Genomic DNA, 14,686 nt, shown 5'->3' on the forward strand with positions numbered 1-14,686 from the left:
TTCTTAACCCTGCCGGTTTGACGGCACCCGATTCCCGACAGGGTCGGATTCTGATCGTTGACTTTAGAACAAAATTAGAACAAATTAGAAACATAGCGACAACAGGAGAGCGTTATGACCGATCTTGTTCAGGATGTTGTGTCTCTGGTGTGCATGAGTGCGTTTCTGATTTCCATGGCGATGTGGATCGGAGCGATGTGATCAACAGCGCTTGTCGCTGATATTTCTGGCGGGCGAGGAGGCTGCGCTGTTAAGCCTTTCTTGCCGCCATGACGCTAGGATGCCCTGAAGACAGGGAGTAGCGCCAGGTGTCGCCCATCGTCACGGCCATTCTCGTGGCCGCCAATCTCGGGCTGATTTTTCTGCTGATGACCGCGCCGCTCGGTGTGCGCACGCTCAGGGTCAGCCGCCTGGTTCAGATGGACCGGCAGCGCCTCTGGCAGGCGCTGTGGCCGCTCGGAACCGACGCCGGCTGGTCCGGCGAGATCCTGTCCGCCGAATCGCTGGGTGATGGCGGCATGGTCAAGACAAGGCTGTCGTGGGAGGGCCGCGATGGCCAGCCCATCGAGCGCAGGATCGTGCTCGAGGACGTCGAGGAGTACAGCCGCTTCTCGATGCGCGTCATAGAAGACACCGCGCTCGATCCGTCTTTCTGGGCGGACTATCGCGAAACCACAAGGCTTGTCCCCGAAGGCGACGCGACGCGCGTCGTTCTCAGCCAGACCGACCGCTACCGAGGCGTGGCCTTCCTGGTTTTTCGCTACTTCGCCATGCGGCGTGAACTCGGCAAGCTGGAAATCTGGGCCAGGACCGGTGCTTACCGCAAAGGGGGCTGGTTCGAGCATCCGCTCAGCCAGGTCGGGTTCGCCGTTCTTTCGGCGTTCATCCTGTGGCCGTTCTTCGGACTGAACCTTGGCGGCCTGGCGCTGGCGGCGATTCTGACATCGGTGGTCGCCCTGCATGAGCTCGGCCACATGGCGGCGTTCCGGCTCATGGGCCATCGCAGGGCGCGCATGATCTTCATTCCTCTGCTTGGGGGCATAGCCATTGGCGGGCGGCCCTATGACAGCCGTTTCGAAGTGGCCTTCGTGGCGCTGATGGGCGCCGGCTTTTCGGCGTTCCTGGTGCCGGTGCTGATGGCTGCCAGTGTCTTTGCCGGCGGCGAGGGACACAAGCTTGCCGCCGCCTTGCTGGCGACGCTCGCCGGTTGCTCGGCTCTGTTCAACATCGCCAATCTGGTGCCGGTGTGGAAGTTCGACGGCGGGCAGGTGCTCCGCCAGATCTGCCCGGGCCCGGTCGTGCTGGCGCTGGCGTCGTTTTCGCTGCTGTCCGCCTTTCTGGCACTGGGATCACGGGCCGGCTTTTCCTCCGGTTTCCTGCTTGCCGCCGGCGCCGTCTTTGCGATCCTGAGCCTCCTGACGATGCGCAGTGGCGTGAAACCGCGCCATGAGCTGAAGCCGATCCGCGCGTTCGACCGAATCGCCATGGCCGCCGCCCTGCTGGCGGTGTTCGCCATCCATGGCTACGGCGTTTTGTGGGCTTCGGCGCGGCTGATCTGAGCCTTGCCGCGAATCAGCCCGCCTTGCGCACGGCTTCGCCTTGCACGGCGACAGCGGGGCCGAACACGTCTTCGAACGCCGATTTCAAGGCATGGTCGAGATCGGCCATCGTCAACGTCAGGCCGAGATCGACAAGGCTGGTGACGCCATGATCCTGCACGCCGCACGGCACGATGCCGCCGAAGTGGCCGAGATCCGGCTCGACATTGACGGCGATGCCGTGAAAGCTCACCCAACGCCGCAGTCTGATGCCGATCGCCGCGATCTTGTCCTCGGCGGGTGAACCGTCCGGCAGCGCGGGGCGGTTCGGCCGCACCACCCAGACGCCGACGCGGTCCTCACGCCGTTCGCCGCGCACGTTGAAGGCGGCAAGTGTGCCGATGATCCACTGCTCGAGCGCGGCGACGAAAGCGCGCACATCCTCGCGCCGCCGCTTCAGGTCGAGCATGACGTAGGCAACCCGCTGGCCCGGCCCGTGATAGGTGTATTCGCCGCCGCGCCCCGCCGCGAAGACAGGGAAGCGGTCCGGCTCGATAAGGTCTTCGATTCGGGCTGATGTGCCGGCCGTATAGAGTGGTGGATGTTCGACCAGCCAGACCATTTCGCCGGCGCCGCCGCTTCTGATCGCGCCGGCGCGCGCTTCCATGAAGGCGAGCGCATCGGGATAGGCGGTGAGACCGGGCTCGATCCGCCATTCGACCGGCGCGGAGCCGGGCAGGGGTAGGAAAGACGTGGCTATCTGGCTGCGTTCTGTCATCGCGGGTCTCGTCCGCGGCGCGCTGTTTCAAATGCGCGACGCGCCCTGGGTGTTCGTTTGGTCGTGTCACAATCCCAAACCGCACGGCGATTGGGGACGACATCCATTGCTCCTTCATATGGCGGCAATCGGCCGAAACGTCCAGTTCACGGCGCGTTTCAAAGTTCTCGACCATTATGCCAAAATCACTGGCGATTATTGCGTATCGCGCACTTGTTTCGCCGGAAACGATTTGCTACACGCCGCGAGCCGGTTGGTTCCGGCTCCTACCACGTGCGGTCGTGGCGGAATTGGTAGACGCGCAGCGTTGAGGTCGCTGTGGGGCAACCCGTGGAAGTTCGAGTCTTCTCGACCGCACCATTTTCTCTCTAGAAATCTCCGCATCCGCGTTAATTTTAAAGTGATGGTTTATAGAGATCACCAATTGCGGCGATGGTCGCCGCATCGATGGCGATCGATAAACTATGCCAACGAATGTCGACCGGAGACAATTGCTGCAAGACCTGGTGCCTGACGGGCTGCCAGTGACGAAACAATGGCTAGCGAGGTGTCGCCGGCAGTCGAAGGGCAATTCGGCTACGTCGAGATCCAGTTCATCTCCTTCCTTTGACCCGGAAGTCTTTTGGGATGATTTTCATTTTCTTCCTTGGCGATCCGTTCTTTGGGATCCCTTGCGGTCAGGTAATCCCAAGTCGATGAAAGACTGGCACCTTCGCCAGATCAAGGAGCAGGGCGAAGACGATCGCCGTTGCAAGCGTGCCGGCCACCATCAGGACAGGCAAGGCCGTCATGGCAATCCCTCCGACCGCCAATGTCGAGGCGATGAGCAGATCGGCAAGGGAGGAAACGATGAGCCAGTAGCTCGGGCGGGAGGCCCAAAGGTGCCGGCGCTCGCGGTTGGTATATGTGGTCGCCTGATTGCCGAAGACGATGGCAATGAAGGCCAGCGTCTGCAGGGCCCCTATGCCGAATCCCATGCGATGGATTCCGAATGCCAGGATGGAAACGCAGAAGACCAGTTCGCCGATTCCCATGATGACGCCCGCGATCGTGAGATCGCTTATCCGCCACGCGTTAGGCGCCGGCGATGGACGCACGTTGTCGGTCGTCAACGACATGCCGAGGAAGTCGCCAGTGATCATGATAAGCACCATCAGCAGCGGCGTCAGGATGGCATGGCCAGTCATGACCAAGCCGATGGCCAGAAAAAGCGCCTGGACCGTCTTTTTGGTGATGGAGTTCAGCGTGTAGCTTAGAATACGCTGGAACGTCATACGACCTTCCTTGACGGCGGCGACAATGCCGGCGAGCCCGGGCTGGGTAAGAACCATGCCGGCTGCCGATTTGGCGACGTCGGTGGCTGTCGAAACCGCGATTCCGATCTGGGCCTGGCGAAGAGCCGGCGCATCATTAACACCGTCGCCGCACATCCCGACGGTGTGGCCATTCTTCTGAAAGATCCTGACCAGCTTGTATTTGTCCTCCGGCAGGACGCCGGCATAGACTGAGAACTGCTCGGGGCGGACGTCGTCTGGAATTGGACCGGGCGGACAGATAGCGCCGACAAGACCGACGGCTTTCGCCACGATGGCCGCCGTCGCCGACGCGTCGCCCGTAACCATGACGGTGCGTACACCCAACCCAAGCAGTTCGGCGATGAGCGCGGCCGACTCCTTGCGAGGCGGATCGCTGAGCGCGATGAGCCCTGCAAGCTTCATCGCGGTCGGCACCCCGATCGCGACAGCCAGGACCCTGAAGCCGTTGTCCTCCAGTTCCTTAGCAGTATTTGTCGCGTCCGGCGACGATTTGACGAGGTCGACAATGACAGCGAAAGCGCCCTTCACAATACGTTTCTGGCTCCCCGCATGATCTGTCACCGTGGCTTCGGACATCTTCTTCGCGGGATCGAACGCGGCGAACTTGACCAATTTTGGCGTGTCGGAGACGGCCTTGCCCGCCGCCGCCGCGCGAATGGCCTCGTCGACCGGGTCTTGTCCGCCATCCGAACTGGCCAACGCAGCCAGCGCAAGCACATTGGCTTCATCAAATCCTGACATCGGACGAACCGCCGTCACCGTGAGCGCGTTCTGCGTCAGCGTACCAGTCTTGTCGGCGCACAAGACCGCCATCGATGCCGCTTCGTCGACGGCCGACAGGCGGGTTGGAAGGACGCCAAGTCTTGCGAGAGCGCGTGCGCTGAGCGCCGAGGCAAGTGTGAATGTGGCAGGCAGCGCGACGGGTATCGATGCCAGAACGGCCGTCAGGACGAGGGGTATGATCTCGGCCATCGGCATCTTGAGGTGCAACGCATAGCCGACCAGCAGCACGATCACCACGCCATTGAAGGCGGCCAGATTGCAAACCACGCGCAGGACCGCTTTCTGCTGGGAGCTTACGACATGGGCGGTGCGGATGAGCTCCGCGGTGCGGCCAAATTTGGTGTGCGTGCCAGTCGCGGTGACCTCTGCCTCAGCCTCGCCCCGACGGACGAGCGCGCCAGCGTAGGTCAGAACACCGGTGCCGGCTTCGATTGGCACCGATTCCCCGGTCAGCATGGACTGATCGAGCAGGATCTCTCCACTGGTAAGCATCACGTCCGCTGCCACCACCGCACCAAGGGAAAGCTTGACCAGATCGCCCGGCACCAGCTCAGCGGCGGGTAAGGTTTTCCAGATGCCGTCCCGTCGGACAGACGCGTTTAGCGCAAGCCGGGACTTCAGCGCCGTAAGCGTTGCCTGGGCACGACTCTCCTGAAACAGTCCAAGAGCGGCGTTGAAGACCAACAGAAAAGCGATGATCGCTGCCTCGACATATTTGCCGAGGACCAACTCCAGCACAATCGCGCCCTCGAGCATCCAGGGGACCGGTGCCCAGAATTTTAGCAACGCCACCCGAAATGGATGCACGCTTGTATCCGGCATGGTGTTGGGGCCAGAGGTCTTCAGACGAGCGCCGGCTTCGTCGCTCGTCAGGCCTTCGCGCGGATCGACATTGATTCGGCTAGCCGATTTGGCTGGCGCGGCAGCCACCACGGACAGTTGGGTTGCCATGGTGTTTATCTCCCTAACGCCGAATGGGTTTTGTGGTGCCGGGAATCGCCTGAGCTTGCATCATTTCATTGCTGTGCGCGGTTCGCTTTCGCGAGAACGCGAACAGTGTCCAGCAGCCTTGTATCGGCCGCTAGACCCTGCCCACACCTCCCAGGCCCCCGAATGACCATAGCAGCACGAGAACAACGGCTATCAAACCCAAAGCTTCCACATGCGTGAGTTTCGATTGGGGTGGGAGCGAACGGCCGAAGCGGTCGTCAGAGTTGCTTCTTGGGCTTGAATTTGCGCATCAGCGGGCCGAAATCCTGCTTCTGCGCATCGCTGAGGCTGTCATAGAGCGGCTTGCCGGCGTCCGCGACCTTTCGCAGTTCGGCCGCGTTCTTCTCAAGATGATCGGCCATCATCGATATCCGATCGAGCGTGGATGGGGGCGCGGTGTTACTCATGCGTTCCCTTGCCTGAAGCCACCGGTCCGCGCGCGCCTTGGCCGCGTCGCGGATCGCGGCTTCAAAAGCCGGCCAGTTCTTGGCCTGGTCGTCGTTGAGCTTGAGGCCTGCCTTCATGCTGGCGAGATGGGCGTCGAGCAGGACGGACTGCCTTTGCTGGATTTTCTGGATCTCCGCGGCACTGGGCACGGACTTCTCGTAGGAGGAAGCGGCAAGCGCGCCTTGTGGCACGAACGAACCGGCAAGGCAGGCGATCACTAGGGGGGCGATCAGTCGTTTTCTCATAATTGCACCTGATGGTTGATAGGTTTGTCGTAAGTTCGATCGTTCGATGTGGGATGAAATGCGCCGGGATCTGGCGGCCAAAGCTGCGGACGAATCCGCGAGCGCTTGCAGTGGCTCCGGCGCGCCGAGGCCGTGACGGTCCTGACTCAGGGCGCCGGCTCAAAACAGGGTCAGAGACCGAAGGGGCCGCACAGGCCCAGGGTCAACTGAATGGGGCCGCAATAGTCGTCGTAGTAACCGCCGTAATATCCGCCTCCCCAGCCACCGCCGCCGCCCGACCAGCCGCCGCGGCGACCATGTGCGTTGTGAATGGTGCCTCGATGCGCGGTGCGACCTGCCGCCTGATGTCCGCCAGCGGAATGGCCGCCACCATGGTGCCGGATGACTGCCGCTTCCGCAGAGGTGGCAAATGTGATCGCGGCCAACGCCAATACGACCGAGCTGGTGAATATCAATTGTCTTTGCATGGGAATGACTCCGGAGTTGTTCATGATGAACACCATCGACCCATGATCCGGCTGGCGCACCAGGAGCGCCAGACTCGGAAAATACTCATGAGATTGCGGTCGTCCGGGAGAGATTTGAGTGGATTGGCTCTCCTGGGGCCAACTGGCGTAAGTACTTTCCGACACTCCCGAAAAGGACTGCGCCAAGCCTATACTCCTTGGATCAAACAGGAAAATTCCGGGAGCGAGCGCCCGGTCCGCCACCGTCTGGATCCGATGGGGGCGCCCAAACCGTTGGCCGCGTTGGCTGACGAACTTGAATGCCGGCCCGCGATTTGCGCCTTGGATACCGCTACGACACGTGCTGGTTCGAACCCGAAATGCTGCGCGACGACCTTCGCCGGCGCTGATAAGCCGAAGCTGTGCAGAGCCGCCGTTTTTCGCAAAAACTTTGACGATGAACACGCTTAGCATTGAATGGCGAAGAGCGTCGTCAGTTCAGAGCCCTTGGCCGGTCGTCACCATGGTGGGTATGAAAATGCCTCTCATAGGCCGGGTCAACCACGGTGAAAGCATCATAGGCTGGGCTGTCCTTGACCGTCTGTCGGGTGACGTCGACGTTGATCAGCCTGTCCCTCCAGCTGATCTCCGTCGCAAGCCATGGCGAGATCAGAACCCTTTTTCCAAGCCACCAGTTGTTCGTGTCGACCACCAGATAGTGGATACTCCAATCCGTATCATCGACAAGAAAGTCCTCGGCGTGGCCGATCTCGCCGTCGGTCGCATGGATATGATATCCGCTCTCAGCGTCGACCGCTGAGCTGCCCGAATGCCAACGTTAGTCCCGTCGAGATCGCGGCAACGGGTTCGGAAACTACGCAAGCGAGGCGGCGGTTCGGGCCGCATTGGCGTCCACTCACACCAGGTGCATTGCCTCCAGGTCTAAGTATCCTGGTCCGGCTCCAAAGGAGCGCTCAATCTGCGATCCAAGGTGTGCACCGGCTCGCGCCATGCAGGATAAGATCCTTGTCCACCACGTCGATCGTGGCTGTAGTCACCGTCGATAGAACGAGGGGTTCTCGATCGCTCGCGGCTTCCTAGCAAGAAAATGGTCATGGCATAAATTTCTGGTCCACCGCAGTCGCGTATCCAGGCGCGGAAGCATTGATCGTCGTCGTTGTGCTGGCCAGTGGGCGATCGAGATATTTTTCTTGTCCCGCTAGCCGGCCGACGGCGGAGGAGTGCTGGCCCACGGAGCTGCGTTCTTGGCATCGAGGCAATTTGCTTTTGAGACAAATCATACCGACTGAAGCGGGTCTTCAGATGCCCATGGCTGAGTAGTTTCCGAGGCTACCGCACTTGGCGCAGCCCGGTATCGTGCGGACATCAACCCGCTGAACCGATCGCTTGTCGGCCATTGGCTGCCTTAAAGCAGCCCATGCCCAGGGCAGTTCACCAACAAACTGGAACACTGCCAATGAAAGCCCTTGTCTATTCAGGTCCTGGAAAGAAGTCGCTGGAAGAGCGGCCCAAACCATCGATCTCCGCGCCCACCGACGCCATCGTCAAGATCACCAAGACCACGATTTGCGGCACCGATCTGCATATCCTGAAAGGCGATCTGCCGAGTTGCCAGCCCGGACGAATCCTCGGCCATGAAGGTGTCGGCATCGTCGACAGTGTCGGGCCGGCGGTAACGGCCTTCAAGCCGGGCGACCGGGTGCTGATCTCCTGCGTCAGCGCTTGCGGCAAGTGTGAGTTTTGCCGCAAGGGCATGTTCTCGCACTGCACGACCGGCGGCTGGATCCTGGGCAACACGATCGATGGGACCCAGGCGGAATTCGTCCGCACGCCGCATGCGGACACCAGCCTTTACCCAATCCCCGAGGGGGCGGACGAAGAAGCGCTGGTGATGCTCAGCGACATATTGCCGACCGGATTCGAATGCGGAGTGCTCAACGGCAAGGTCCAGCCGGGCGCCACCGTGGCGATCGTCGGTTCGGGACCTGTCGGCCTTGCCGCCCTGCTCACGGCCCAGTTCTATTCGCCGGGCGAGATCATCATGATCGATCTCGACGACAAGAGGCTCGAGGTCGCCAAGCGCTTCGGCGCGACCAGAACCATCAACAGCACCGATGGAAACGCCGTCGCCGCTGTGATGACGCTGACCGGCAATCGCGGGGTCGACACCGCCATCGAGGCGGTTGGCATCCCCGCGACTTTCGAGCTGTGCGAGCAGATCGTCGCGGCGGGCGGCGTCATCGCCAATATCGGCGTCCACGGTGTGCCCGTGGCGCTTCATCTGGAACGCCTGTGGGACCGCAACATCAGCATCACCACACGCCTGGTCGATACGGCCAGCACGCCGATGCTTCTCAAGGTCCTGGGGGCGCACAAGATCGACCCCAAGCTGCTCATTACGCACCGCTTCAAGCTCGACCATATCCTCGATGCCTATGAGACCTTCGGCAATGCGGCCAAGACCGGGGCCCTGAAGGTCATCATCGAAGCCTGACCTCATACCGCGCTGCCCTTCACACCAGAAACGATGGATCAAAGGAAAAATCATGACCTACCAGAGCACCAACCCCTTCAACGGCAAGCTCGTCGAGGGTTTTGAAGAAATCAACGCCGGAGAATACGAGACCAAGCTGGCAGCGGCCCAGACCTGTTTCGAAACCTGGCGGCACAAGAGTTACGCGGAGCGGGCAGTGATCATCGCCAAGGCTTCGAAACTGCTCCACGAGCAGGCCGACGCGTTCGCCAAGATAATGACGTCGGAAATGGGCAAGCGGATCGGCGAGGCTCGCGGCGAGGTCGAGTTCAGCTCCCGGATCCTGGCCTATTACGCCGAGAATGCCGAGCGCTTCCTGGCGCCGGTCAAGCTCAATCCGACGGTCGGCGAGGCGCATATGGAGAGCAGCCCGATCGGGGTAATCTTCGGCGTCGAGCCCTGGAATTTTCCCTATTACCAGCTGGCGCGGATCGCCGGGCCGCATCTGATGGCCGGCAACACGCTGGTGGTCAAGCATGCCGGCATCGTGCCGCAATGCGCGCTGGCTTTCGAAAAGCTGTTGCTCGACGCGGGCGCGCCCGCCGGCCTCTACACCAACCTCTTCATCTCGCATCACCAGTCCGACAAGGTTGTCGATGATCCGCGCATCAAGGGCGTCTGCCTGACCGGCAGCGTGGCGGCGGGCCGCAGCATCGCCGCACGCGCCGGAAAAAACCTCAAGGTCTCATCCATGGAACTGGGCGGCAGCGACGCCTTTATCGTGCTGGATGACGCCGACCTCGACCTGACCATCCCCTGGGCGGTCTGGGGACGGATGTACAACACCGGCCAGACTTGCTGCGCGGCCAAGCGTTTCATCGTGGTCGACAGCATCGCCGACAAATTCATCGAACGATTCCAGGCTGCCCTCACAGCGCTCAAGGCCGGCGATCCGATGGACGAGAAGACGACGCTCGGTCCCTTGTCGAGCGAGGCGGCCCTGGTGCAGCTGCTCAAGCAGGTGGAAACCGCCGTCACCAAAGGCGCCAAGCTGCTGATGGGCGGCAAGCGCATCGATCGCGCCGGCTCCTACATGGAACCGTCGATCCTGACAGACATCAAGCCAGGCAATCCGGCCTTCCGCGACGAGTTCTTCGGTCCAGTGGCGCTGTTCTTTCGGGTCAAGGATGAGGATGCGGCCATCGCGCTCGCCAATGATTCCGACTTCGGCCTCGGCGGCTCGGTGTGGACCCGGGACGTCGCGCGCGGCAAGCGCGTCGCCTCGAAGGTGGAGACTGGCATGATGTTCATCAACAACATCGACTGGTCCGATGCCGAACTGCCTTTCGGCGGCATCAAGGACTCCGGCTATGGCCGCGAGCTCGGCGACATGGGCATCCAGCAGTTCGTCAACAAGAAGCTGGTCCGTGTCGCGACGATGCACGCTCCGGCCTAGTTGCCGCGCTCGGCCAGCGGCGATCGTCGCCGTTGGCCGCCGGCGGAACATAACGAACCGGAGCCTCCCCTATGTACGTCAATATCGCTGTTCTGAAAGAAACGCAGCCGCATGAGCGGCGGGTGGCGCTGACGCCGTCCGTCGTCCCGAAGCTGATCAAGCTCGGCGCGAAGCTGCATATGCAGTCAGGTGCCGGCGCCGGGGTTAAACTCACCGACGCAGCCTATGGCGATGTGGCGATCCTCATGGATCGCGCCGTCATGGTCGGCGACGCCGACGTGGTTCTCTCGGTTCAGCCTCCTGCGCTTGCCGTCATCGACGCGATGAAACCCGGGTCGATCCTGGTTTGCTTCGTCTATGCGGCGAACGAGCCGGAGTTGGTGAAGAGACTTCTAGCCAAGAAGATCACCTGCTTCGCCATGGAACGGGTTCCGCGCATCTCGCGAGCCCAAGCCATGGACGCGCTATCGAGCCAATCGGCACTCGCCGGCTACTACGCGGTTGCGCTCGGGATGACCCACATGGCCAGCGTGCTTCCCAAGATCACCTCGGCTGCCGGGGTGATCGGACCAGCCAAGGTCTTGGTGATGGGCCTCGGCGTCGCCGGTCTCGAAGCGATCGCAACGGCCCAGCGCCTTGGCGCGGTTGTTGAAGGCTACGACGTCCGTCCAGCCACGAAAGAGCAGGCCCTGTCGCTCGGCGCGACCTTCGTCGATACCGGCGTCGACGCCACGGGCAAAGGTGGCTATGCCCGCGCCCTCACGCCAGAGGAGAAGACCAAGGTCGACACGGCCCTGACCCAGCATATCCAGGCCTCGGATCTGATCATCACGACGGCGGCAATCCCTGGCAAGGCGTCCCCCAAACTGATCAACAAGGCGCAGGTCGCCGGGATGAAGGCCGGTGCGGTGATCGTGGACCTCTCCGCGGAGGGCGGCGGAAATTGCGAGGACACAGAGCCTGGTCAAACGAAGCTGGTTGGCGACGTGACGATCGTGGCGCCCCTCAACGTCCCGTCACTGCTCGGCCGCGACGCCAGTGAACTCTACGCCAAGAACCAGTACGCGCTGCTCGCTCTGATGCTGAAGGACAACATCATCGCCATCGACTGGAGTGACGAGGTTCTGGCCAAGACCGCACTCACCCATGAGGGCAAGCTCTGCGACGCCACTCATGCCGGCGATAACCCGGCGCCTCTATCCAAGAAACATCCCGCGAAAGCGGCATGATCAACGCCCGGAGGGCTCGATGGACTTCTCGATCACAATGACCGGCTTTATCGCCCTGTACATCTTCATGCTGGCCGGCTTTGCGGGCTGGGTGATCATCGGCAACGTGCCGGCGATCCTGCACACCCCGCTGATGTCCGGCTCCAACTTCGTCCACGGCATAGTGGTGGTGGGGGGCCTGTTCGCCTTGCTCAATGCCACGACGATGCTGGAGCAGGCGATCGGCTTCTTCGCGGTACTGCTCGGCGCCGGCAATGCGGCAGGTGGCTATGCCGTGACCGATCGCATGCTGGCGATGTTCAAGACCAGCGGATCGGAAAGCAAACACCACGGCGCCGCCAAGGTCCACCACCTCCAGAAGAAGGGGTGAGGCCATGCTCGCCACGATTTCGCAAATCGCGATCGGAGCAACCGACCTGGTCGCCGCTTTCTTGTTCCTGTTTGGCCTCAAGCGCATGTCGTCGCCCGCCACGGCTGCCTCCGGCATCCGCGTTGCCGGCGTCGGGATGGCCGCGGCGGTGCTGGTAAGCTTCCTCTATGTCTTCACGCTCAACGATGCCGCCGCCCCGCATCTGCCGGTGAATCTGGGACTCGCTTTGTTGGCCCTTGGCATCGGCGGCGTCGGCGCATGGTTTGTTGGCCGCAAGGTCGCAATGACCGCCATGCCGCAGATGGTGGCGATCTATAATGGCATGGGCGGCGGCGCGGCCGCCGGCATTGCCGCGGTCGAGCTGTTCGGGAACAGGGCGCAGGGGACCACGCAGCTTGTCGTGACGCTGCTCGGCGCGCTCATCGGCGCGGTGTCGATGTCGGGCTCGGTCATTGCCTGGGCCAAGCTTCAGGGCGTCCTTGGCAAGCCGCTACGGTTCAGCGGCCAGCGGATTTTAAACGGCCTTGTCTTTCTCGTCGCGGTCGCCGTCGGTGGCTGGATCGCCCTCGCTGCGATGGGTGGTGCGGCGCCGGTGCTTCCGGTCGCAACCTGGATCACCATCTTCTTAGGCGTCGCGCTCCTTTTCGGTATCCTGATGACTCTGCCGATCGGCGGCGCGGACATGCCGGTGGTGATCTCGATCTACAACGCCCTTACAGGACTGGCCGTCGGGTTCGAAGGCTATGTGCTTGGCAATCCGGCGCTGATGATAGCCGGCATGGTGGTTGGCGCCGCGGGCCTCCTCCTGACGCTGCTCATGGCCACGGCCATGAACCGCTCGGTCGCCAACGTGCTCTTCTCCAACTTCGGCACCGCCCCCGCCAAGGGGAAACATGGTGCGATAACCGGGACAGAGCGCGAGACCCAGGCGTCCGATGCCGCGATCAAGATGCGTTACGCTAGCAGCGTGATAATCGTGCCCGGCTACGGTCTTGCGGCGGCGCAAGGGCAGCAGAAGCTCTACGAGTTCGTCAAGCTGTTGCTTGCCGCCAAGGTCAACGTGCGCTTCGCGATTCATCCTGTGGCCGGCCGTATGCCTGGCCAGATGGACGTGCTGCTCGCCGAAGCGGGTGTGCCCTACGACATGATCTTCCAACTCGACACGATCAACCCCGATTTCGCAACCACCGACATCGTGCTGGTTATCGGCGCCAATGATGTGGTCAATCCGGCCGCACGCACCGACAAATCCTCGCCGATCTTCGGCATGCCTATCCTCGACGCCGACAAGGCCAAGCAGGTTTACGTGATCAAGCGCGGCCAGGGAAAAGGCTATTCTGGCATCGTCAACGCGCTGTTCTACGCACCCAACTGCAACATGGTCTACGGCGACGCCCAGGCTGTCCTGGTCAAGATGATCGAGGCCGTGAGGGGACTTGGCGCCGCGGCCGCCTGATCCAAGACGAGGCAATTTTGCCTGACCCAAACCCCAGGAAAGGGACCAAGTCATGTCTCCCAAGAAGATGCAGGCCGCCGTCGTCACGGCGTTCAAGAAGCCGTTGGAGATCCAGGAATGGGATGTTCCGACACCCGGCCCAGGCCAAATCCTGGTGAAGACAGAAGCCTGCGGCGTCTGCCACACCGATCTCCATGCAGCGAGCGGCGATTGGCCCTTGAAGCCGAAGCCTCCCTTCATTCCTGGGCACGAAGCGATAGGCATCGTTGTGGCGCTTGGCGCTGGCGTCACCATCGTCAAGGAAGGTGACCGGGTGGGTGTTCCGTGGCTTTACTCGGCCTGCGGCCACTGTGAATACTGTCTGTCGGCGTGGGAAACCATCTGCGACCACGCTGAGTTCGGCGGCTACACCAAGAACGGCGGCTTCGCCGACTACGTCCTGGCTGACCCCAACTATGTCGCCCATATCCCAAAGGGTTTAGGCCCCAAGGAGGCCGCGCCTTTGATCTGCGCGGGGATAACCACCTACAAGGGTATCAAGCAGACCGAGGCAAGACCCGGTGAGTGGATCGCCATCTCCGGTTGCGGCGGACTCGGCCATCTGGCGATCCAATATGCAAAGGCCATGGGCCTGATGGTCTGCGGCGTCGATATCGAGGATGGAAAGCTCGAGCATGCCAAGCAATTGGGCGCCGATCTGGTCATCAACGCCAAAACCCACGATCCGGCCGAGGTTCTCAAGAAGGCAACTGGCGGCGGCGCACACGGCGTCCTGATTACCGCGCCCTCGCTGCCGGCGTTCAAGCAGGGCGTTGGCATGACCCGCAAGCGTGGAACTTGTGTGCTGGTTGGCCTGCCCCCTGGAGCGTTTCCCCTGGAGATCTTCGGCCTCGTCGCCGGCGCCATCACCGTGCGCGGCTCATTCGTGGGTACGCGCGAGGACATGGCCGAATGCCTGGATTTCGCGGCCAAAGGCAAGGTGAAGGCAGACATCGAGTTGCAGCGCCTGTCGGCGGTCAACAAGATCTTCGAGCGGCTGGAGCACGGAGACGTGCCATCACGCGTCGTCCTCGATTTCGCCTAGACATGAACTGAACCGATGACGCCGACCATGTCCAGTCGGGGTTGGCCGGAGATG

The 14,686-nt window shown here is 61.9% G+C and carries 12 protein-coding genes and 1 tRNA gene; 8 read left to right on the forward strand and 5 right to left on the reverse strand.

Annotated elements, in window-relative coordinates; genetic code table 11:
* Positions 1 to 308 precede the first annotated feature (308 nt).
* Complete coding sequence (locus ACO07C_RS01620; RefSeq protein ID WP_421912488.1) at positions 309 to 1,559, forward strand: site-2 protease family protein; 1,251 nt, start codon at positions 309 to 311, stop codon at positions 1,557 to 1,559.
* Positions 1,560 to 1,572: 13 nt separating this feature from the next.
* On the opposite strand, the gene lipB is transcribed toward ACO07C_RS01620, so the two are convergent.
* Entirely contained in the window at positions 1,573 to 2,316 is a 744-nt protein-coding gene (gene lipB / locus ACO07C_RS01625) for a lipoyl(octanoyl) transferase LipB (protein WP_421912489.1), read from the reverse strand.
* 275 nt (positions 2,317 to 2,591) lie between these two features.
* Here lipB and ACO07C_RS01630 point away from each other — a divergent pair.
* Positions 2,592 to 2,676: transfer RNA gene (locus ACO07C_RS01630), tRNA-Leu, on the forward strand.
* Positions 2,677 to 2,993: 317 nt separating this feature from the next.
* Here ACO07C_RS01630 and ACO07C_RS01635 read toward each other — a convergent pair.
* From ACO07C_RS01635 to ACO07C_RS01650, 4 genes are all read right to left on the reverse strand, one after another.
* Positions 2,994 to 5,366 carry an HAD-IC family P-type ATPase gene (locus ACO07C_RS01635; protein ID WP_421912490.1) on the reverse strand — a complete coding sequence of 791 codons (2,373 nt, stop codon included), beginning with the start codon at positions 5,364 to 5,366 and terminating at the stop codon, positions 2,994 to 2,996.
* Between the two features lie 257 nt (positions 5,367 to 5,623).
* Entirely contained in the window at positions 5,624 to 6,097 is a 474-nt protein-coding gene (locus ACO07C_RS01640; RefSeq protein ID WP_421912491.1) for a Spy/CpxP family protein refolding chaperone, read from the reverse strand.
* A 170-nt stretch (positions 6,098 to 6,267) separates the two neighbouring features.
* Entirely contained in the window at positions 6,268 to 6,750 is a 483-nt protein-coding gene (locus tag ACO07C_RS01645; RefSeq protein ID WP_421912492.1) for a hypothetical protein, read from the reverse strand.
* Between the two features lie 286 nt (positions 6,751 to 7,036).
* Positions 7,037 to 7,255: a hypothetical protein gene (locus ACO07C_RS01650; protein ID WP_421912493.1), complete on the reverse strand. Its 219-nt coding sequence runs from the start codon at positions 7,253 to 7,255 to the stop codon at positions 7,037 to 7,039.
* A gap of 765 nt (positions 7,256 to 8,020) precedes the next feature.
* Between ACO07C_RS01650 and ACO07C_RS01655 the strand changes: the two genes are divergently transcribed.
* The 6 genes from ACO07C_RS01655 to adhP all read left to right on the forward strand — a co-directional run bounded on the left by ACO07C_RS01655 (position 8,021) and on the right by adhP (position 14,632).
* On the forward strand, positions 8,021 to 9,058 hold the full coding sequence (locus ACO07C_RS01655) for a zinc-dependent alcohol dehydrogenase family protein (protein WP_421912494.1): 1,038 nt from the start codon (positions 8,021 to 8,023) through the stop codon (positions 9,056 to 9,058).
* Between the two features lie 37 nt (positions 9,059 to 9,095).
* Positions 9,096 to 10,493, forward strand: coding sequence for an NAD-dependent succinate-semialdehyde dehydrogenase (locus ACO07C_RS01660; RefSeq protein WP_421917419.1), 1,398 nt, complete (start codon positions 9,096 to 9,098; stop codon positions 10,491 to 10,493).
* 71 nt (positions 10,494 to 10,564) lie between these two features.
* Positions 10,565 to 11,722, forward strand: coding sequence for an NAD(P) transhydrogenase subunit alpha (locus tag ACO07C_RS01665; protein ID WP_421912495.1), 1,158 nt, complete (start codon positions 10,565 to 10,567; stop codon positions 11,720 to 11,722).
* 19 nt (positions 11,723 to 11,741) lie between these two features.
* Positions 11,742 to 12,092, forward strand: coding sequence for an NAD(P) transhydrogenase subunit alpha (locus tag ACO07C_RS01670; protein WP_421912496.1), 351 nt, complete (start codon positions 11,742 to 11,744; stop codon positions 12,090 to 12,092).
* Positions 12,093 to 12,096: 4 nt separating this feature from the next.
* A complete protein-coding gene (locus ACO07C_RS01675) occupies positions 12,097 to 13,548 on the forward strand; it encodes an NAD(P)(+) transhydrogenase (Re/Si-specific) subunit beta (protein ID WP_421912497.1) in 1,452 nt (483 codons plus the stop codon).
* Between the two features lie 52 nt (positions 13,549 to 13,600).
* On the forward strand, positions 13,601 to 14,632 hold the full coding sequence (gene adhP / locus ACO07C_RS01680) for an alcohol dehydrogenase AdhP (protein WP_421912498.1): 1,032 nt from the start codon (positions 13,601 to 13,603) through the stop codon (positions 14,630 to 14,632).
* Positions 14,633 to 14,686: the final 54 nt, after the last annotated feature.

The sequence above is a fragment of the Mesorhizobium sp. genome (assembly GCF_965229135.1).
In the GTDB taxonomy this organism is placed as follows: Bacteria; Pseudomonadota; Alphaproteobacteria; order Rhizobiales; family Rhizobiaceae; genus Mesorhizobium.